Annotated in this window: 17 protein-coding genes, 1 tRNA gene and 3 pseudogenes; 9 read left to right on the top strand and 12 right to left on the bottom strand. The window is 62.4% G+C overall.

Annotated elements, in window-relative coordinates; genetic code table 11:
- Positions 1 to 36: 36 nt before the first annotated feature.
- The 5 genes and pseudogenes from AB3X94_RS23790 to AB3X94_RS23810 all read left to right on the top strand — a co-directional run.
- Positions 37 to 168, top strand: coding sequence for a hypothetical protein (locus AB3X94_RS23790; protein WP_368612900.1), 132 nt, complete (start codon positions 37 to 39; stop codon positions 166 to 168).
- 6 nt (positions 169 to 174) lie between these two features.
- Entirely contained in the window at positions 175 to 759 is a 585-nt protein-coding gene (locus AB3X94_RS23795) for a GNAT family N-acetyltransferase (protein ID WP_368612901.1), read from the top strand.
- A gap of 15 nt (positions 760 to 774) precedes the next feature.
- Entirely contained in the window at positions 775 to 3,960 is a 3,186-nt protein-coding gene (locus AB3X94_RS23800) for a multidrug efflux RND transporter permease subunit (protein WP_176110853.1), read from the top strand.
- 126 nt (positions 3,961 to 4,086) lie between these two features.
- On the top strand, positions 4,087 to 4,401 hold the full coding sequence (locus AB3X94_RS23805; protein ID WP_368612902.1) for a DUF1016 N-terminal domain-containing protein: 315 nt from the start codon (positions 4,087 to 4,089) through the stop codon (positions 4,399 to 4,401).
- A pseudogene (locus AB3X94_RS23810) lies at positions 4,286 to 4,792 on the top strand (TCP-1/cpn60 chaperonin family protein); the annotation flags it as partial. The gene AB3X94_RS23805 and the pseudogene AB3X94_RS23810, both read left to right, overlap by 116 nt.
- 68 nt (positions 4,793 to 4,860) lie before the next feature.
- Here the strand turns inward: AB3X94_RS23810 and AB3X94_RS23815 are convergent.
- From AB3X94_RS23815 to AB3X94_RS23830, 4 genes are all read right to left on the bottom strand, one after another.
- Positions 4,861 to 4,933 (bottom strand) — tRNA-Lys (locus tag AB3X94_RS23815).
- Between the two features lie 42 nt (positions 4,934 to 4,975).
- Positions 4,976 to 5,539 carry an Hsp20/alpha crystallin family protein gene (locus AB3X94_RS23820; protein ID WP_368612903.1) on the bottom strand — a complete coding sequence of 188 codons (564 nt, stop codon included), beginning with the start codon at positions 5,537 to 5,539 and terminating at the stop codon, positions 4,976 to 4,978.
- A 148-nt stretch (positions 5,540 to 5,687) separates the two neighbouring features.
- Complete coding sequence (locus AB3X94_RS23825) at positions 5,688 to 6,095, bottom strand: Hsp20/alpha crystallin family protein (protein ID WP_176110855.1); 408 nt, start codon at positions 6,093 to 6,095, stop codon at positions 5,688 to 5,690.
- 15 nt (positions 6,096 to 6,110) lie between these two features.
- Complete coding sequence (locus tag AB3X94_RS23830; RefSeq protein WP_176110856.1) at positions 6,111 to 6,551, bottom strand: Hsp20/alpha crystallin family protein; 441 nt, start codon at positions 6,549 to 6,551, stop codon at positions 6,111 to 6,113.
- Positions 6,552 to 6,798: 247 nt separating this feature from the next.
- Between AB3X94_RS23830 and AB3X94_RS23835 the strand changes: the two genes are divergently transcribed.
- On the top strand, positions 6,799 to 7,182 hold the full coding sequence (locus AB3X94_RS23835; protein ID WP_013093386.1) for a hypothetical protein: 384 nt from the start codon (positions 6,799 to 6,801) through the stop codon (positions 7,180 to 7,182).
- Between the two features lie 676 nt (positions 7,183 to 7,858).
- A complete protein-coding gene (locus AB3X94_RS23840; RefSeq protein ID WP_312883659.1) occupies positions 7,859 to 8,092 on the top strand; it encodes a hypothetical protein in 234 nt (77 codons plus the stop codon).
- An 805-nt stretch (positions 8,093 to 8,897) separates the two neighbouring features.
- Here the strand turns inward: AB3X94_RS23840 and AB3X94_RS23845 are convergent.
- The 7 genes and pseudogenes from AB3X94_RS23845 to AB3X94_RS23875 all read right to left on the bottom strand — a co-directional run bounded on the left by AB3X94_RS23845 (position 8,898) and on the right by AB3X94_RS23875 (position 15,818).
- Positions 8,898 to 9,680, bottom strand: a complete 783-nt coding sequence (locus AB3X94_RS23845; RefSeq protein WP_368612904.1) for an ABC transporter ATP-binding protein — start codon at positions 9,678 to 9,680, stop codon at positions 8,898 to 8,900.
- Positions 9,677 to 10,555 (bottom strand): ABC transporter ATP-binding protein, encoded by an 879-nt coding sequence (locus tag AB3X94_RS23850; protein WP_368612905.1) that lies wholly within the window; start codon positions 10,553 to 10,555, stop codon positions 9,677 to 9,679. The genes AB3X94_RS23845 and AB3X94_RS23850 overlap by 4 nt, the downstream gene beginning before the upstream one ends.
- A gap of 1 nt (position 10,556) precedes the next feature.
- Positions 10,557 to 11,471 (bottom strand): nickel transporter permease, encoded by a 915-nt coding sequence (nikC, locus tag AB3X94_RS23855; protein WP_176111932.1) that lies wholly within the window; start codon positions 11,469 to 11,471, stop codon positions 10,557 to 10,559.
- Between the two features lie 64 nt (positions 11,472 to 11,535).
- Positions 11,536 to 12,606: an ABC transporter permease gene (locus AB3X94_RS23860; protein ID WP_176110859.1), complete on the bottom strand. Its 1,071-nt coding sequence runs from the start codon at positions 12,604 to 12,606 to the stop codon at positions 11,536 to 11,538.
- A gap of 55 nt (positions 12,607 to 12,661) precedes the next feature.
- Positions 12,662 to 14,218 carry an ABC transporter substrate-binding protein gene (locus AB3X94_RS23865; protein ID WP_368612927.1) on the bottom strand — a complete coding sequence of 519 codons (1,557 nt, stop codon included), beginning with the start codon at positions 14,216 to 14,218 and terminating at the stop codon, positions 12,662 to 12,664.
- A 114-nt stretch (positions 14,219 to 14,332) separates the two neighbouring features.
- Complete coding sequence (gene ddpX, locus AB3X94_RS23870) at positions 14,333 to 14,896, bottom strand: D-alanyl-D-alanine dipeptidase (protein ID WP_368612906.1); 564 nt, start codon at positions 14,894 to 14,896, stop codon at positions 14,333 to 14,335.
- Between the two features lie 33 nt (positions 14,897 to 14,929).
- Positions 14,930 to 15,818 (bottom strand): annotated as a pseudogene (locus AB3X94_RS23875) (MurR/RpiR family transcriptional regulator).
- A gap of 560 nt (positions 15,819 to 16,378) precedes the next feature.
- On the opposite strand from AB3X94_RS23875, the pseudogene AB3X94_RS23880 reads away from it, so the two are divergent.
- Positions 16,379 to 16,615: pseudogene (locus AB3X94_RS23880) on the top strand (3'-5' exonuclease); the annotation flags it as partial.
- 36 nt (positions 16,616 to 16,651) lie between these two features.
- Here AB3X94_RS23880 and AB3X94_RS23885 read toward each other — a convergent pair.
- Positions 16,652 to 17,608 (bottom strand): EamA family transporter, encoded by a 957-nt coding sequence (locus tag AB3X94_RS23885; protein ID WP_368612907.1) that lies wholly within the window; start codon positions 17,606 to 17,608, stop codon positions 16,652 to 16,654.
- Between the two features lie 70 nt (positions 17,609 to 17,678).
- Here AB3X94_RS23885 and AB3X94_RS23890 point away from each other — a divergent pair, with 70 nt between their 5' ends.
- Positions 17,679 to 18,311 (top strand): CGNR zinc finger domain-containing protein, encoded by a 633-nt coding sequence (locus AB3X94_RS23890; RefSeq protein ID WP_368612908.1) that lies wholly within the window; start codon positions 17,679 to 17,681, stop codon positions 18,309 to 18,311.
- The last annotated feature ends 518 nt before the right edge of the window (positions 18,312 to 18,829 follow it).

Below are 18,829 nucleotides of genomic sequence, written 5' to 3' on the forward strand. Positions count from 1 at the left end.
CGCGGCGCGCAGGCCAGGTGGTCACGCATTACGCAAGTGCAGCTGTATCGCAAGTCCGGTTTCGAGATCGAAGGGCGGCTGCGTGGCTATATGCTGCGCCAGGGCGTCCTTGTCGATGCGTATCTGATGGGGCGCCTGAGCGCGCCACTGCCTCACATTACGGAGTGACGCTCGATGAATCACCATGGTGACGCCGTGGCGGCCCACGTCGCGTTCGCGAAGACGGTGCGTCTACGCGCTGCCGAACTTGATGATTGCGAGGCGATCGCCGCGCTCATGAACCTGCCTGGTGTGCGGCCCGGCATTCTTTCGCCCGGTTATCGCACCGCCGCATCGCTGCGCGACTGGCTCGAGAATCTCGCAGCGAATTCGATGATAGTCCTCGCCGAATGTGAAGGGCGTTTGATCGGACAGGCTGGACTCATGGTGCACACGGGGCGGCGCGCGCACAGCGCTTCGCTTGGCATCGCGGTGCACGACGCGTATCACGGCTGCGGCGTGGGCTCGCTGCTACTCGGTGCGCTACTCGAAGCCGCCGACAATGCGCTCGGCCTGCGCCGCATCGAGCTCAGCGTATTCGCGGACAATGCCCCGGCGATCGCGCTGTACCAGAAGTTCGGCTTCGTGATGGAAGCGCGCGCCCGGGCCGACGCTGTACGCGACGGTGCGCTGCACGACGTCTTCCATATGGCGCGCATCGCCAGCGCGCCCGAATTCGGTCCGGCGCAAGTGCCCACGGATTCCACGGCAGCCCTCTGACCCAGGACCCCACAGGTGCCCTTCTTCTTCATCGACAGACCGGTTTTCGCGTGGGTGATCGCGTTCGCCGTGATGGTGGCCGGTGCGCTTGCCATCACGCAGTTGCCAGTCTCGCAGTATCCGCGCCTTGCGCCGCCGCGCGTCGTCATCTCCGCGACTTACCCCGGCGCGACAGCCGAGCAGATCGACAGCGACGTCGCGAGCCTGATCGAGCAGAGCCTCGACGGCGCAGACGGGCTTTCGCACTACGAGACGACGAGCGACGCGCTCGGCGAGCTCGAGATCGATGTCATGTTCACGCCCGGCACGAATCCCGACCTGGCCATGGTCGACGTGCAGAACCGCCTGAAGCAAGTCGAACCGCGTTTGCCGCAGCAGGTCGTGCAGCAGGGCATCAGTGTCTTCAACGCGGCGAACACGTTCCTCATGCTCGTCACGCTGGTGTCGACCGACGGCACACGCGATTCCACGACATTGAGCGACTATCTGAACCGTTATCTGCTGCGCGAACTGAAACGCACGCCAGGCGTCGGCTCGGCTGAACTGTGGGACGCTGACGAAGCGATGCGTATCTGGCTCGATCCGGTGAAGCTGCGCGAATACAGCCTGTCGCCCGCCGACGTCAGCGCCGCGGTCCGTGCGCAGAGTTCGAGCGTCACGGCGGGCGCGATCGGCGATGCGCCAGCCACGGCCGGGCAGGCGCTGACCGCGTCCGTCAACGTGCATGGGCAGTTGCGCACACCGGCCGAGTTTGCCGCGGTCGTGCTGAAGGCGCAGCCGGGCGGGGGCGTGGTGCGGCTTGGCGACGTGGCCCGCGTCGAGGTTGGGCGCGACAGCTATACCTTCTGGTCACGCCTGAACGGCCATTCGGCCGCGACCGTCGGCATCCAGCTCGGGCCGCTCGGCAACGCGCTCGCCACATCCAACGCGATCCGCGCGCGCATCGACGCATTGTCGAAGACCTTGCCAGCGGGCATCGACGTGCGGATTCCCTACGACGGCGCGCACTTCGTCAAGATTGCCATCAAGGAGGTCGTCCTGACGCTCTGCGAGGCGATCGTCCTCGTCTTCTGCGTGATGTGGCTGTTCCTGCGCGAACTGCGCTACGCGCTCGTGCCGACCGTCGTGATTCCCGTCACGCTGCTGGGCTCGTTCCTCGCCATGCACGCGTTCGGCCTCTCGATCAACGTCTTCACGTTATTCGGGCTCGTGCTTGCGATCGGCATTCTCGTCGATGACGCGATCGTCGTCGTGGAAAACGTCGAACGGATCATGCACGAGGAGGGACTGGCGCCGCGCGAAGCGACGCGCAAGGCGATGCGGCAGATCGGCGGCGCAATCGGCGGCGTGACGGCCGTGCTCATTGCCGTCTTCCTGCCGATGGCGTTTTTCAGCGGCGGCGTGGGCGGAATCTACCGGCAGTTCTCGATCGCGATGATCTCGGCGATTCTGGTCTCGGCGTTCATGGCGCTTTCGCTCGCACCTGCACTCTGCGCGAATCTCCTCGAGCCGCCGCGGGACCATAACGCTTTGCGCGGCGGTGTCGCCGCGCGCTGGCTTGCGAAGTTCTCCTCGGGCTTCGATGGGGCGACGCGTCGTTACGGCGTCTGGGTGGCGCGATTGCTCGGGCGCTCGAAGCTGGCCTTCGCCGTGCATCTCGCGCTGATCAGTGCGGCGGCGCTGCTCTACGCGGCGATGCCCGGGGGCTTCTTGCCGACGGAAGACCAGGGGCAGCTTCAGGTGATGGTGCAGCTGCCGTCCGGTGCTTCGCAGGAGCGGACCTTCGCGGTGCTGCGCCAGGTTGAATCGATCCTGCACAAGGAGCCCGCCGTCGAAAACGTGACCTCGGTGATCGGCTGGAGTTTCGCGGGCAGCGGGCAGAACGTCGGCATGGCCTTCGTGTCGCTGAAAGACTGGGAACGACGCAATGTCAATGCAGTGACATTGCGCGAAAGACTGAACCGCGAATTCGCCAGGATCCTCGACGGCGAAGTGTTCGCGCAGTTGCCGCCATCGGTGCCCGGGCTCGGCCACGCCGACGGTTTTACGTTCCATCTCGAAGATCGCGGCGGCGTGGGCAAGGAGGTGCTGGACGCGGCGCGCGAGCGCCTGATCGAACTCGCGAAGCAAAGCCGCATGCTGGCCGACGTGCACTCGGAGACGCTGCCTGACGCGCCGCGCGTAACCGTCGAGGTCGACCGCATGAAGGCCTATGCGATGGACGTGTCGTTCGATGCCATCGCCAACGTACTCGGCGCGACGTTTGGCACGTCGTACATCGCCGATTACCCAGCGGGGGGACGCATGCTGCGCGTGCTCGTCGGCGGCGATGCTGCGACCCGGATGACGGACACCGATCTGCTCGCGCTCACGGTGCGCAACCAGGCGGGCAAGATGGTGCCGTTCTCGGCTTTCGCGTCGCTGCGCTGGGCGCGCGGGCCGAGCGTCCTGACGCGTTATAACGGCTACCCGGCGCTCGACGTGACGGGCCGCGCCGCGAACGGTTACAGCTCCGGTGCCGCGATGGCCGAAATGGAGCGGCTCGCGGCCCAGTTGCCCGAAGGTATCGGGTTCGAGTGGGCCGACGTGTCACTCGCCGAGACGCAGGCGGCGCAACAAACGCCGCAGTTGCTGGCGTTGTCGCTGCTCGCCGTGTTCATGGCGCTCGCGGCGCTTTACGAAAGCTGGACGATTCCGTTGTCGGTGCTGGTTGTCGTGCCGCTCGGCATCATCGGCGCGGTTGCAGCGATGTTCTTGCGCGGCTTGCCGAACGATATCTACTTCAAGATCGGCGTGGTGACGGTCATCGGCCTCGCGGGCAAGAATGCGATTCTGATCGTGCAGTTCGCGCGCGATCTGCATGCGCGCGGAGAGGGTCTCGCCGATGCGATCGTCGAGGCGTGCACGATGCGCTTTCGACCGATCGTCATGACGTCGGCGGCATTTCTAGTCGGTGTCGTACCGCTTGTGTTCTCGACGGGCGGTGGCGCTGAAAGCCGCCACTCGATTGGCACGGGTGTGTTCGGTGGCATGATCGTCGCAACAATACTTGGGTTGATGTTTACGCCGGTCTCGTTCTATGTCTGCACGCGGGGCATGCGCAGGCGGCGTCGTGCAGAGGGCACGTCGGCGTGGAAACGGCGCACGCTGGAGGCCGCGCTCGATCGCGCCGTCACGGCGGAGGTGAAGCAGGGCGATTAGGGCAGTTATGCGAAATCGAGTGCAGTGGGCGACCAGACCCTTGTGCCTTTCCCGACATGCGCGGATTCTCCTCGCGCAACCTGAAATACATGCGCGCGCTGGCGCAAGCTTTTCCGCAGCCGGAACTTGTGCAAAAGCCCGTTACACAAAATTCCGTGGTCGCATGTCGTCACGCTGCTCGACAAGCTCGACGACGGCGCCCAGCGGCTCTGGTGCGCAGAAAAATCGCTCGAGCACGGCTGGTCGCGTAGCGTGCTGATGATGCAGATCGAGACGGTGGCACATGCGCGTGCTGGCAGCGCCGTCACGAATTTCGCCGACCGGCAAGGCCCCCGGCTTCGGCGATCGCCGCAAGGCCATGCTCAAGGACATCGCCGTGCTCACCGGCGCGACTGTGATCTCCGAAGAGATGGGCAAGCAACTTCAGAACGCAACACTTGAGGACTTGGGGCGCGCCAAGCGCGTGGAAGTTCGCAAGGGCGACACGATCATCATCGACGGCGCAGGCGACGAAAAGCGCATCGAGGCACGCGTGAAGTCGATACGTGCGCAGATCGAGGAAGCGACTAGTGACCACGATCGGGAGAAACTGCAGGAGCGCGTTGCAAAGCTCGCAGGCGGCGTGGCCGCGATCAAGGTCGGGGCGGCGACCGAGGTCGAGATGAAGGAAAAGAAAGACGGCGTCGACGACGCGCTGCACGCGACCCGCGCGGCAGTGGAGCAGAACGCCGCGTCGATTGCCGGACTGATCCTGACGACGGATGCAACGGTGGCTGAAGCGCCGAAGGACGAAAAGCCGGCGCAGGCTAGCGCGCCGGAACTGGAGTATTAACCTCCTTCGGCTCCGCTCCGCTCCGCACCGGTCAGCGAGGCTACCCGGTGCATTTTCTTCATGGCATGTGGGTCGTACTGGATTCGAACCAGTGACCAACGGATTAAAAGTCCGCTGCTCTACCAGCTGAGCTAACGACCCAATCCTCTCCTTTTCGCCGTTATAGCGCTTTGGACGCTCGCCCTAACTGATATCGATCGTGCGACTCGTGGACGGTGCCGGCTCCGTTTTCGGCACGGTCAACGTGAGCACGCCATTGTCGAATTTCGCAAGCGCGCGACCGGGATCGGCGTATTCCGGCATCGGGATCGTGCGTACGAAGCGTCCATGAGCACGCTCCAGCCGATAGCAGCCGTTTTCCTCACTGTGCACGTCCTGCTTTTTCTCACCGCGCAGCACGATCGCGCCGTCCTCGACGCTTGCCCTCACGTCTTCGCGCTCCATCCCGGGCAGTTCTGCGGTGACGCGCAGCACCGGTCCCTCGTCGACAACGTCGATGCGCGGCTGGAAGCGCGATGAACTGAAGTCGCCGAACCATCGTTCGAGCGCGCCGCGGCCAGCAAACGGGTCGTGAAAGAACTCTTCCACTGCGCGCCACGGCTCGCGGGAGAACAGTCGCGGAATGTCGGGCCATGCGCTGCGCCACTGTTCGCCGGCGGGCGTGCTCTCCGGGTTGTCCGCATCGGTTTTTCGCACAGTCCCGCGAAGGAACTTGAAGGGGTTCCACTTCTTCGGATCGCTGTTCATCGTTTCCTCCTCTGTGATCTGTCAGAGCGAACAGGATTGCATTCCTGCGTCACGGCGCGATCAGGACCCGGGCCTGCGCTGTCGGAGGGTGGCAGCCAGGCCGCCGCCACCTCGCGTGCTGCCTGGCGTTGCCGCCGACGCGCCGACTTCAGCCCGTACGCACTTCGATCCGCCGCGGACGCGCTTCGTCGCGGCGCGGGATCGTGAGCTTCAGTACGCCGTCCTTCAGGCTCGCCTCGATCTTGGACGTATCGAAGTCCGGGGAGAGCGTGAAGGTTCGCGCAAAGCGTGGCTCACGGATCTCGGCATGCTGCAGCCGCAGATTTGCCGGTGTCGGCACGACCGCCTCTGCCTCGATGGCGAGATTGCCGTCATGAACCCGCACATCGAGCTTCTCTTTGGTGACTCCCGGCAGGTCCGCCCACAACGTGACGCCCTGGGTGTCCTCGTAGATATCGACAGCGGGAGTGATCGTCATCCGCCGCGCGGACGACCCGCTTTCGCTGCGCGTCACCGCGGACGGTTCGCGCTTGCTCAGTTCAGTGGTATCGCTCATTTTCGCCTCCTGGAATTACTGGACGGTGATCGCGCGAGGCTTCGACGATTCGCGCTTGCCGATAGCGATCGACAGGCAGCCATTCTCGTAGCGCGCCTCAACCTTGTCGGGGTCTGCGTTCTCCGGCAGCTCGATGACCCGCCGGAACGGGCCAGTGAAGCGCTCCTGCGCATAGACCCGGCCATCCTCGCCGGTATCCGGTCGCGCTGGCTTGCGCTCACCGCTGATGGTCAGCAGCCCTTTATCGATCGATATGTCGAGTTCGGCCGCATTGACGCCGGGTGCAAACGCGACGATGTGAATCGAGTCGTCGGTGGCGCCAATGTTTACAGGCGGGAGCGAGCCGAGGCGGCTTGCCCGAAGACTGGAGGGGAAAGTACCGAAGAAGTTTGCCATCTGCCGCTGCAGCCGGTCGAACTCGCTGAAGAGGTCAGTGCCAGAGTAAAGATCGCTCATGATGTAGTTCTCCTCAAGTGACGCATGGAGGTGAACCAGCCTACGCGCTCCGGTTCGCCTGCCAGCGTCTGGCAAATAAATCGAAACACGCAGCGTGCGATCCAGTGAGCACCGCACGTCTGCCTGAGCGAAACTTAAGATAGGCTCTGCGGCAGATTTTTCAAGGGAAGAGTGCAGGGGCACGCTTGAAATTTTTGAGGCCGGTCCTATTATCGCGGACGAGGCCGTTTGACCACAGGAGGAGGTCATGGAATTCGATACAGACTGGTTGACGCTGGGCCCGCACCGCGTGCGGCTGCGCTCGACGAAGGGCTTCCCGACGGAAGCCATGCGCAAGGCGGTGGAGGTCGTACGCATTGCGGTCGACAGCAACATGAGCGCCCGCGCGCGCCTCGTAGAAGTTGTCTGCCGCCAGGAGAAGATTTACGAAGTCACGATTGGCACAACAGTGGCAAAGGACAAGGCATGTGCGCCACAACTCGAAACTTTTATCGCTGGCGTGCTTGGGCTCCCATCGGACCACATCAACCTGATCGTCACGACGGTGGAACAGTCCGAAGTGGATTTGCACTTTGGCGTGTATGAGAGGATGCTCGCCGAAAAGCTCGGTACGGCGCCGCCAATCCAGTGACACGGCAGGCTCGCAAGCGGAACAACGGTCTGCTGGCACAGCCCCGATAGGCTACCCCTAACTACGGGGTGTGCCAGTGTCTGGTCACGCGGATTCAGACGCCTAAAAGTCTGACGATTTCCCGTGTGGCGCGCGTTGCGATCTGTCTTTACGCGGCGGTGCGGCTGACGCCTTACCTCGGCAGTACCAAGGCATCGGCAGCATTGAAGAACTTGAATTTTTTAGTGAGTTAAACTAATTTATATCCAGCTCAGGCAGTGTGCTGAATCATCCACTAATTGCACACTGCGTGTTTCGATTTGTTTGCCCCGCAGCATGGCAGGCGAACTGGAGCGCGCAAGCCCGTTCTCTTCCTTGCTGCCTATAAGGAGAAGACAATGAGCGACCTTCACCCACGCCCGTACTCCAATCTGTTCGAGCATCTGAACCGCACGACTGCCTCCGTTCTCGACGTTCTACGATCGCTTCGGGAACGCGCTGGTCGCTTGCTCGATGCACAGGTCACCGCGATGCGAACCACGATCCGACGGTGGATCTCGCACATACGCAGGCGCTAGCGCAAAGTGATTGACAAAGCATGCGGCACCGATGCCTTTCACCACAGCGGCCAATGGGACAGGGGCGCCAGGCTCGCTTAGCCGTTGGCGCCGCCGAAATTGGTATCAGAACGGTCCTTGTGCATGACGGCCACGGCTGGCCAGAGGCGGACGCAACTTCGGCGGGCGGCTATGCTGCGTTCGTGCAGATCGCGTGTGAAGGCGAGGTCTGCGTTGACTGGCACATGCCGCAGCGTCTAAGGCGCTGGGCCGCGCGTGAGGATGCCGAAGCGCAGGCGATGGACTACGCAGTCCACCTGGTCGAGCGGCGCCCATTCGACGGACCGCCTCCGGATTTCCCGCAGGCCGCCTGATGGCGGCGTAAAACGTGAGCACAGGGACGATCCGTGATCGGCGTCCCGACCATCGCGCGCGAGGGCAGGCAAGCCGGCCGTGCGGCTGCCGTTGCCACGCTACGCGCGCTGCCGCAGTGCATCGACCAGCGCTAATGGGTTGCCGTGCCGGGCCACGCCGCGCCGCTGGTGTGGAGTTGCACATTGTCGGGGCACGCCGACCGCCGCCGCTACCGTATCAGCGTGAAGCGGCACGGCGTGGCATCTCGTTCATGCGTGATTTCTACAAGGGGCTGCGCGCACTGAACGTCGCCGATGAGCGTATCCGCTTCGAAGCATTCGGATCGCAACCGTCACTCGAACACGCATCAATGGCGTCGCGCGCCCCTTAGCTCACCAGCGGTGGCCGGGGGCGCCACGGTGACGTTCCGCCGGTCGGCCCGCATGATCGACTGGTCGGAGGAACAGGGCAGCGCTCTGGAACTGGCCGAGGCGAATGGAATAGCTGCACCTTCGTCGTGCCGTGTGGGTACGTGCGTCAGAAGGGTATTGCGGGCTGGCACATCGCTGCTTAAGGCCTGGCCGTATCTGCTGGGCGGCGTGAAAACTCTTCTGCTCTCATCAATTCCTACTTTTTTTTCTTCTCAGCACCGGTATCGGGAGGCGCACAGCGGGCAGGCAATCAGCCGCTTCCTTCGACGCGTTGCGAGTGAACAACCGCCATGACGACGGTGAAGACTTTGCGCTGAAGCGGCGTTCCTGGCGACTGTTGAGCGTGCTCAGTTCGCGGATACGCACGGCGACGAAACCTCGCCGCGACTGACATTTATGACAGCGCGTCCGCTCCGTCTACCGCGACCGACTTGCGCCGGTAGCCCGTGGTCGCGAGCAACAGGCTGCGCGTGTATTCGTGCTCGACCTGCTGCGCGCGAATGGATGCGATATCGCGTTGCTCGACAATCTCACCATGGCGCATGATCGCTACGCGCGAGCAGAGAAAGCCCACCACCGCCAGATTGTGGCTCACCAGCATCATTGTCAGATTCCGTTCGCGATGAAGCCGTTTCAGCAGGTTGAGGATTTCGGCTTGCACGGACACATCGAGCGCGGACGTCGGCTCATCGAGCAGCAGCACGCGCGGTTCGACGATCAGCGCCCGAGCAATTGCGACGCGCTGCCGCTGCCCTCCGGACAGCTGATGCGGATAGCGGAAACGATAAGACGGACCCAAGCCGACTTCGCGCAGCGCATCGACAATGCGTTCTTCCTGCCCGCCGATGCCGTTGATGGTCAGCGGCTCGCGCAAGCTCTGATCGATTGTGAAGCGCGGATGCAGCGAGCCGTACGGGTCCTGAAACACCATCTGCACGTCGCGTCGGAAGGAGCGGTCTAGTTTTTCTCCGAGCACGTGCGAACCGATTTTCATACGGCCGCCGGCAACGGGCGCGAGACCGGTCAACGCGCGCAGGATCGTCGACTTGCCGGAACCCGATTCGCCGACCAGTCCGAACACCTCACCTTCTCCGACATGAAAGCTCGCCGCGCGCACCGCGTCGAAGTGACCGGTCCTGGTTTTGAAGCGCACCGTCAAAGCGTCGACATCGATCATGCTGATTCTCCGGCCGGTTGCGTAAGCCATGCCGCGTCCCGCTTCAGCACGGGCAGTTGCTCGGGCGGATCGATAAGCGGTGGATTCGCCGCGAGCAGGGCGCGCGTATAGGGATGCTCGGCGTGGACGAGATCGCGTGCCGCGCACGTTTCCACGACGCGTCCCGCGAACATCACGACGACGCGGTCACAGAACGACATGACAAGGGGCAGGTCGTGGCTGATAAAAATGAGGCCGGTGTCATGCTTTGCGATCATCTCGTCGAGAATCCCGAGCACCTGCATCGAGACGAGCACGTCGAGCGCGCTGGTGGGTTCATCGGCGATCAGCAGACGCGGCCCGGACGACACCATCATGGCGATCATCACGCGCTGCCCCATGCCACCCGACAACTCGTGCGGGTAGGAGTCGGCGACACGCTCCGGATTGCGGATATGCACCGCTGCCAGCGCCTCGATGATTTTCTCGCGTATCTCGCGGCGGCCGAACTTCGGTCCATGCAGTTCGAACGCTTCGCGCATTTGCTGCGCGACGGTCATCACCGGGTTCAGTGAGTATTTCGGATCTTGCAGGATCATGCCCATCTGCTGGCCGCACAGTTGCCGGCGCTTGCGCACCGGCATGGCAAGCAGATCCTGACCGTCGAACTTCATCGCCTTCGCACGACATTGCGCCTCAGGCGGCAGCAGGCCGAGCAGCGCACGCCCGGTCAGCGACTTGCCGGAACCGGATTCGCCGACGATGCCAAGCCGCTCCCCGCGCCGCAGCGTCAGCGAAAGGCCACGCACCGCTTCAGTCAATTCGCCGCCATGACCGCGAAAGCCGATTTGCAGGTCGTCGATTTCACACAAAGGATGGGGCATATCGACTGGCATGTCAGCCTCCCTGGCGTGGATCGAAGACGTCCCGCAGACCGTCGCCGAGCAGGTTGAAGGCGAGACTCACCAGCAGAATGGCGAAGCCGGGAATAGTGGCCACCCACCACGAATCGAGCAGCACGTTGCGGCCTGACGCGACCATGAAACCCCACTCGGGGCTGGGCGGTTGTGCGCCGAGGCCAAGGAATCCGAGGCCCGCGACAGTGAGAATGATGCCGGCCATATCGAGGGTCGCGCGCACGATCACCGACGACGAGCACAGCGGCATGATGTAGAGCAGGAGAATGCGCTTGCGCGAGGCGCCCTGCAAGCGCGCGACGTGAATGAAATCGGCTTGCACGAGCCGCAGCGTTTCCGCCCGCGCGAGGCGGGCATAGGCCGGCCACGCGGTAATCGAAATGGCGATCACCGCGTTGATCACACCGGGCCCCAGTGCGGCCGCGAAAGCGAGCGCGAGCACGATCTTAGGAAAAGCGAGTGCTACGTCGGTGATCCGCATCAGCACGTTGTCCACCCAGCCGCCGAAGAAGCCGGCAGTGGTGCCGATCAAAAGCCCCACGGGAACCACGATCACCACGACGAGGATCGCAATCGAGAGCGTAAGGCGTGAACCGTAGATCAGACGCGAGAGGATATCCCGGCCAAGCTGGTCGGTGCCGAACCAGTGCGATGGCGAACCCGGCGGCAGCAGGCGGTCGGAGAGGACTTGCTGCAACGGATCGTGCGGTGCGATCAGCGGCCCAATCGCCGCGATGATGATCAGCAAGGCCAGAATCAAGAGGCCGAAGACCGACAGCGGATTGCCCGCGAAGCGTCGCCAGCGCCGGTAAGCGAGGCCAAGCGCGGCCTGCTTGCGTGACGCGGGCGTCTCGCTCAGCAGCCAGTCTTTCCATCGTCGGGGCGCGGCATTCATCGGCCAGTCCTGCGTTTGCATGGATTCATCGGTAGGGGGACGCACGAAAGAGACCTCCGCAATGTCAGCGGGCGCGTGGATCGAACACGCGATAGAGCGCGTCGGTCAACAGGTTGAGCGCGATAAACGTGACGCCGATCACGAGCGTGCTGCCGAGCACGGCGTTCATATCGGCGTTCAGGAGGGCGCCCGTCAGATACGAACCGATACCGGGCCACGCGAAGACGATTTCGGTCAGCACCGAGCCTTCGAGCAGATAGCTGTACGTGAGTGCGATTACGGTCAGAAGCGGCACGGCGATATTGCCGAACGCGTGGCGCCAGATCACCAGGCGCTCGGGCAAGCCTTTCGCGCGCGCCGTGGTGATGTACTCCTGGTTGAGTTGATCGAGCATGAACGAACGCGTCATGCGGCTCAGATAGGCGACCGAGTAGTAGCCGAGAATGGCCGCGGGCAGCGCGATATGCGAGAACGCATTGAAGAACACGTCCCATTCGCCGGCGATGAGCGAGTCGATCAGCAGGCTGCCTGTGCGCGTATCGACCATGCCGTCGAATACCGGATCGACGCGTCCCGGTCCCGCCACCCAATGCAGCTTCGCGTAGAACAGCAGCAGGCCCATCAGCCCGAGCCAGAACACCGGGACCGAACTGCCGACGAGGCCGACGAAGCGCGCGACGTGATCGATCCAGCGGTTGTGGCGCACGGCGGCGATCACGCCCAGCGGCACGCCGATCAGCACGCCGATGATGGTCGACAGGGTCGCGAGTTCGAGCGTTGCGGGAAACACCCGCTGGATGTCCTCGATCACGGGATGCGCGGTCAGCAGCGACATACCGAAATTGCCATGCAGCACATCGCGCACATAGATCAGGAACTGCACTGCGAGCGGCGCATCGAGCCCGAGTTGAAGACGCGCCGCCGCGTAGGCTGCGGCTGACGCGCGATCGCCGAGAATCGCCAGCACCGGATCGATCGGTATTTTGCGGCCGATCACGAACGTGACCGCCAGCAACCCGGCGAAGGTGATCACGAGCGTGACGATCCAGCGCACGAGGCGCAAGGTCCAGCGCACGCTGGCGCTTTCAACCGAAAGCGCGCGCATGCGCTCGAAAGTCGTGAGGCGAGTGGACATGGCAAGTTCCTCGGTCGAAGGCGAAGCCCGGACAGTCTCGCCTCCACCGCAAACGTTACTGCTTCTTCAGATCACGATACGACACGAGGTCGTTGATCGGACCCACCTCGAGACCCGTTACGCCCGGTCGCGCGGCCACCTGCGAGACCTGCTGGAACATGATCACGAAGGGGGAACTCGCGAGCACCTGCTTCTGCATGGTCTGGTACAACTCGGCGCGCTTCGCCGTCGACGATTCGGCGAGCGCCGCGTTGGTTTCCTTCGTCAGGCCGGGGATGTCCCACGAATTGCGCCACGCGAGCATCTTATAGGTCGACTTGTCGGAATTGTCGGGATTCCAGGTGAATCCCTGGGCGTTGCTGTGCGGGTCGATGTAATCGGCGGACCATTCGCCGATATAAATGTCATGCGAGCGCGAGCGGTACTTGGCGAGCGTCTGCTTGTTGTCGCCGGGGATGATCTGTACCTTGATGCCGCCTTGGGCAAGGTTGGCCTGGACTGCCTCGGCGATTTCGCTGTACGGGTAGCCGTTACGCACGTCCATCGTCACGGAAAAGCCGTTCGGAAGCCCGGCCTTTGCCAGCAGTTCCTTGGCCTTGGCGACGTTCTGCTGGTAGGGGTCGGTATTCAGCGCGCCGAGGAAACCTTCGGGGAGGAAGGTTTCGTGCACCTTGTAGGTGGTTTTGGCGACGTTGCTCTGAATCCCGTTGTAGTCGATCAGCCACTTCATCGCTTGCTGGACTTCCGGTTTGACCAGATTCGGATTCTTGACGTTCAGGCCGAGGTATAGAAGCGTCGCTTGCGGCACCGCGCTCACATGCGCCTTGCCGGACTTCGTGAGCGCGACGAGATCATCAGGACTCAGGTTGCGCGCCACATCGACGTCACCGTTCTCGAGCAGCAGGCGCTGGCTCGATGCTTCCGGCACGTGACGCAACACGATCCGCTTCATCGCGAGCGGTACGCGATAACCGTCGAAGCGCTGCAAGACGATGCTGTCGTTGGCAGACCATTTGACGAGCTTGTAGGCGCCGGAGCCGGCCTCGTTCGTGCGCAGCCATTCGTTGCCGAAGTCAGTGCCTTTCTGGTGCGTGAGCAGCAACTGCTTGTCCACCACCGAGGCAGGCCACGAACCGAGTACGTTCAGCACAAACGTCGGCGCGTATTTCTGGTCGGTCGTCACACTGACGGTTGTGTCGTCGACCTTCTTCACGTTGGCCAGCACGTTGTCTTTGGTCAAACCGATGCCTTGCAGCACTGCCGCCGCGCCTTTATCGAGGAGGACGGTGCGCTGGATCGACCACGCGACGTCGTCGGCGCTCAACGCGTTGCCCGAGTGGAACTTGAGACCTGGACGGATCTTGAACGTGAAGGTCAGGCCGTCGGGGCTCACGGTCCACGATTGTGCGACATCGCCGTTGAATTTCGACGGGTCTTTCAGATCGACCCTCACCAGCCGGTCATACGTATTCGCTACATATTCTTCCGGCACCAGTTCGTAGATTTCGCCCGGATCGAGCGTGGTGAATTCGTCGAGGAGCGTGGCCATGACGAACATGTCTTTCGGCGTCGCCGCCGCAGCGGGGACGGCGGCTGTGAACGACAAGGTCATGGCGGAGGAGATCACCGCCGCCGTCAGTGCATTGCGCAATACCAGTTTCATTGCCGCTCCATAAGGAATGGGTAGAGCCCGTCAGGGAACAACGGATGGAGAAATCGAACGCCATTACATAAGACGCAACGGACCGCTTTCGCTGTTATCGATCAATGGCAGCGCGCGGGAGCCAGGCAACTCGTAATGCCACCATTCGCTCTTGATGTGGATGAAGCCGGCGGCGTGCATGATGCCGAGCAGTAACAGGCGGTTACGCTGCACATGCGCGGGCAGGCCAGTGTGGAAGTGTTCGGACTCGATCGTCATGGCGTCGAAGCCCGTGCCCATGTCGAGTTCGTTGCCGTCGGCGTCGAGCAGCGTCAGATCGATCGCCGTGCCGCGGCTATGGTTCGAACCGCGGCCAAGCTCAGCGATGTAGGTCGGGTCGGGCAGAAAATCCCACAGCACCTGTTGCGCCTGGGGCGGACGGTACGCATCGAAAATCCTCAGGGTCAGGCCGGCGTTGCGGGCAATCTCCACTGCTTCGCGCAAAGCGGCTTCTGCGGGTTCGAGCAGCAGGCAGTGAGCTTCCTTGTAGATGGGCTTGCCTGTCAAATTGCGCTCGGTGGCATAGACGAGGTCGATGTCCACGCCATGCGTGGCGGCGGTGATTTCGATGAGTCGCGGTTGTGTCATGGCGGGCGCGTTCAGATTCCGGATGTGACAGGTTTAGAGATCGAACTGGTTGAATTCGCCTTGCAGCTCGCTGCGACGCGTTCGTCGATCGCGGCCCCCAGTTGAGCAACGATCGCGGTAATCATCAGCAGGTTGAACAGACAGCTGAGCGGCGCCAGCGAGTCACAGAACTGGCCGACATCGGTTTTGATCTGCAACAAATCGCAGTCGAATTCACGAGCCCACGGGCAATAGATGTCGGTGGCCAGTGAAATTGCCCGCCACGATGCGCCGCGGCTTCACAGTAGCGGCGCGCGATCACCGGGTAGGCGCGCGTGTCGGTAATGACGAGGGACGGTGCGGCGAATTCCGAGTTCAGCGAATCGACGCATGAGCCGGACATGCCGTCGGAGTACAAGACGCGCGGACGGATGTATTCGAGGTAGCCGTAGAACGCGTTGCCGGTGCCGCGGGTCGACTGGATGCCGAGGATATATACGGCGTCCGCTTGGGAGATGCGCTCCGCGATGCGGGCGAACATGGGCGATTGCGCCAACTGGTACACATGCTGGATCGTGTCGACGAGTTGCAGCGAGTGGGTCAGGGCGCGAGTTTGGAGGTTTTCCCCGTTTTTGCCGTGGCGCGGGGCGTTGGCCAACTGTTCGCGCATACACCGGTATTCGTCGAGCCGGTCGGTAATCATCCACGGGCGCCCCTGCGCGCCGCGCAGTTCGCGCTTGAGGTCGTCGAGGTTGCGATAGCCGACGCTGCGCAGGAAACACCCCACGGAGATTCCGCTGGTGGCCGTTTGCTGCGCGATCTGATCAGCCGTTGCCAGGCCTAGTCGCTCGAGATGCGCCAGCATATAACTGGCAATGCGCTGGGGCGTTGGAGTGAGTTCGGCAAAGTGGGCCTCGACGGTCTGTGCGAAAGCGGTCGGCATGTCAGCGCGGATGGATTTATGGTTAATTGCCTGTCATATATTTCGTCAATGACACACATCTAACAAAGCCAATAAAGTCAGCGCCAGCTTAAAAAATCAATTGGATGCGCTGTTCAATAGCTTCTGGCCGAGACTTCCGCTCACGGTTCCTCCGCGTGCCTGGGTGGATGCCGCTATTCGATGCCCTCATTCTGTGGCTCCAAAGTTTTGTCCCCTAATGATGACCTGGCGGGGTTTGGATGTCGATCAGCGAAGCCATCCTACTCCGGACATGGATAACCATCGACGCGCAGGCCGCAAGTAACGCGGGAAGGGCGCCGAGCAAATCCGGTTGTGCACGTGGACCTTTATCTTCTCTCGCGCAGAGGCAATCGCCTCAAGCCCGCGGCGGTGGAATTCGCCTCGCGACTAAAGCTGGCAGCAGCGAATCTGGCTAGATAGTCCGGAGCGCCTCAACGCTGCAGGTCATCAAGTGGCTCACAAAGCGAGGAACTTCCTGGCCGAGAATACAGGTCGAATGGCCACTCCATTCCAGTAACGGAGCCGGGCCGGCACCGGCCGTGCTCATGCTCACGACGATGCACAGTTCGAAGGGGCTTGAGTGGGACCAAGTCTGGATCACACGCTCCGAAGAGACCATCGTTCCGGTCCCAAATCAACCGAGCCAGAAGAGCGGCGACTGTTCTACGTAGCAATGACCCGCGCGCGCGACGCTGACGTTTTCCGCCACCTCAAAAAACTTCGCTTCGCGATTCGTAGCTGAGGCACAGGTCGAGCAGCCGGCGCGAGCTGCCTGAAGGTGGAAATGCCCATCTGCTCGGCGGTCGCGACGATTAGCTATCGCAGTCCTGCCCGCCCCGCGAAAGTGACGATGCGACAAGATCGTGGCGCGTCTGCGTCCGCCGGGTGGAGTTTCTTCGTTCCAGCCGCCATGCGACACATACCGCGCCGATCGTCAACGGTGCGCCAATGAGCATCCCCATGCTCGGCTGCTCGTCCAGAAAAAGCCACCCTAGCACGACCGCCACCACAGGATTGACAAACGTGTACGTTGCGACCAACGTCGGTTGAACACGGTCGAGCAGCCACACGTACACCGAAAATGCAACGACAGTACCCGCTATCGTCAGGTAAGCCAACGCGACGAGCGAAGATCCTGAGATTCGATCCGGTCGGAAAAGCTGCGCTTCGCGGGCTCCTGCGCTCAGCGCTGCAAGCACGATGCCGCCTGAGAGAAGTTCAATCCCCGAAAGTCTCAGGCCTTGTTTCGTGCCGCCGAAGTTTTGCACGGCGACGGTTGCGAGCGCCCACGAAAAACTCGAGCCTAACAGCGCGGCGAGCCAAAACGCGTCGATAGCCCCCGACGAAGAGGGAGCCCAGGCAATGACGCCTACCCCGGCAAAGCCCGCGCCGAGCGCGAGCCATACGGACCGCGAAGGCGCGCGTTGACCCGGTAGCGGGAAGCGCAGCAGGGCGATCCAGAACGGGATCGTGGCGAGCATGACCGCGGCAAGTCCGGACGGCACATGCCGCTGCGCGAGCGCCAATACCCCATGGCAACCTACGAAAAACAGGAGTCCGCAAACAATTGCCAGCAGCAGCGTTCGCGGCGTCAGTGGGTCGCGTTCGCGCAAGGCACCCCAAAGGAGCAGTATGGTCCCGCCGGCCAGACAGCGGATGCACATCAGCATCAGTGGCGGGAACGAGCGCAACGCGATGGCGACGCAAAGATACGTCGACCCCCAGACGACGTAGATGATTGAAAACGCGATGAGCAAGCGTACACGCATTGGCGCATTCCACTAATACGTAACCGGTTAACAGGTTAGACTACGATCGGTATTTTGCAAGGAGTCGGCTATGAGCATGGTCAACACCGCGTCACAGGCGAGCAGCGCATTCGTCGTCACCGAGGACCCTTGCATACCGTTCGTGAATACGGTCGCATGGAGACTAACCGGGGAGCCTCAGGAGCGGCTCGAGTCCGCCCGCTCATTGCTGGTTGTGCTGAGGGAGCAGCGGCTGGTCGACGATGGCCTGCTACGTGCGTACGGCGCCCAATGGAAGAGCGATCCCAGGGCGGCTGACAACGCATACCGGCTTGCGATCGAAGCGCGCGAGGCGATCTATGCCGCCCTCTGCGGAGCCGCGAGGGAAAAGAAGACGCCGGCGGACCTGTCGTTGCTGTTTCGATTGCTCAGCGTCGACACGCCGGGCGCAACGCTGCTGCGCAAAAACGGTAGGTACGTCTGGTCATGGGACGCGAACGCGTTGCGCGCCGCGGCGTTGATAAGGCCATTCGTCGTCTCGGCGTTGGGGCTCCTGACGGGGCCACGCGCGAAACGGATCAAGCAGTGCGAAGACGCGCGCGGCTGCGGATGGCTTTTCGTCGATGAGAGCCGTGCGCAAAACAGGCGCTGGTGTTCGATGGGGGATTGCGGCAATTGCGCAAAAGCAAGGCGTAACTACGCGCGGCGGCGTGAATCCTCCTGAGCGTCTAAAACGATGGCATGCGTCGCAGGTATCTGTGAAGAAATGTGTTGCTCAAAACAATCGGCGGCTAGGGCGAAGCGATTCCGGTGTGACGTGTCGTCTCGCATCGTCTGCCGGTTGATGAAGCGGCCGTCGCTGAGCATGCAGAAGCAGAGTCCGTTGAAGGCGGCTTGGCGAAGGTGACAAGAACGCGGTGAACAGCTTCTTCGAAAAGCAGAGTGGCCGTTGGCTTCCGCGAGAAGAAGGAGGCTGAGCTTCGCGAGGCCGGCGAGTTCGAATTCCGCCTTCGATCCTGTTGCCGGCGCTGGATATCAACGTCGAAGTCTATACACGTTTTCCATGCGTGTCGTGTCGGCGATCATCAAGTTCGACAAGGTGATGAATCAGTTCGACTTCATGGTCTGGAACGGTATTCGTGACCAGATAACCTTGTCGGCGTAGGCGTCGTCACCGGAGACTTTCCAAAGCAACGCGAGCGCCAGTTCTGCCAACTTGTTTCCAGAGCTGACTATGGAGTT

The organism is Paraburkholderia sp. BR10923 (genome assembly GCF_040948765.1).
GTDB classification, from domain to species: Bacteria; Pseudomonadota; Gammaproteobacteria; order Burkholderiales; family Burkholderiaceae; genus Paraburkholderia; species Paraburkholderia youngii.

Coding starts and splice junctions, on each gene's coding strand:
- AB3X94_RS23835 (WP_013093386.1), top strand. CDS start 6,799: ATGGAATTCGATACAGACTGGTTGACGCTGGGCCCGCACCGCGTGCGG.
- AB3X94_RS23825 (WP_176110855.1), bottom strand. CDS start 6,095: ATGAGCGATACCACTGAACTGAGCAAGCGCGAACCGTCCGCGGTGACG.
- AB3X94_RS23845 (WP_368612904.1), bottom strand. CDS start 9,680: ATGATCGATGTCGACGCTTTGACGGTGCGCTTCAAAACCAGGACCGGT.
- AB3X94_RS23830 (WP_176110856.1), bottom strand. CDS start 6,551: ATGAGCGATCTTTACTCTGGCACTGACCTCTTCAGCGAGTTCGACCGG.
- AB3X94_RS23850 (WP_368612905.1), bottom strand. CDS start 10,555: ATGCCAGTCGATATGCCCCATCCTTTGTGTGAAATCGACGACCTGCAA.
- AB3X94_RS23865 (WP_368612927.1), bottom strand. CDS start 14,218: ATGACCTTGTCGTTCACAGCCGCCGTCCCCGCTGCGGCGGCGACGCCG.
- nikC (WP_176111932.1), bottom strand. CDS start 11,471: ATGAATGCCGCGCCCCGACGATGGAAAGACTGGCTGCTGAGCGAGACG.
- AB3X94_RS23885 (WP_368612907.1), bottom strand. CDS start 17,608: ATGCGTGTACGCTTGCTCATCGCGTTTTCAATCATCTACGTCGTCTGG.
- ddpX (WP_368612906.1), bottom strand. CDS start 14,896: ATGACACAACCGCGACTCATCGAAATCACCGCCGCCACGCATGGCGTG.
- AB3X94_RS23860 (WP_176110859.1), bottom strand. CDS start 12,606: ATGTCCACTCGCCTCACGACTTTCGAGCGCATGCGCGCGCTTTCGGTT.
- AB3X94_RS23890 (WP_368612908.1), top strand. CDS start 17,679: ATGAGCATGGTCAACACCGCGTCACAGGCGAGCAGCGCATTCGTCGTC.
- AB3X94_RS23820 (WP_368612903.1), bottom strand. CDS start 5,539: ATGAACAGCGATCCGAAGAAGTGGAACCCCTTCAAGTTCCTTCGCGGG.
- AB3X94_RS23795 (WP_368612901.1), top strand. CDS start 175: ATGAATCACCATGGTGACGCCGTGGCGGCCCACGTCGCGTTCGCGAAG.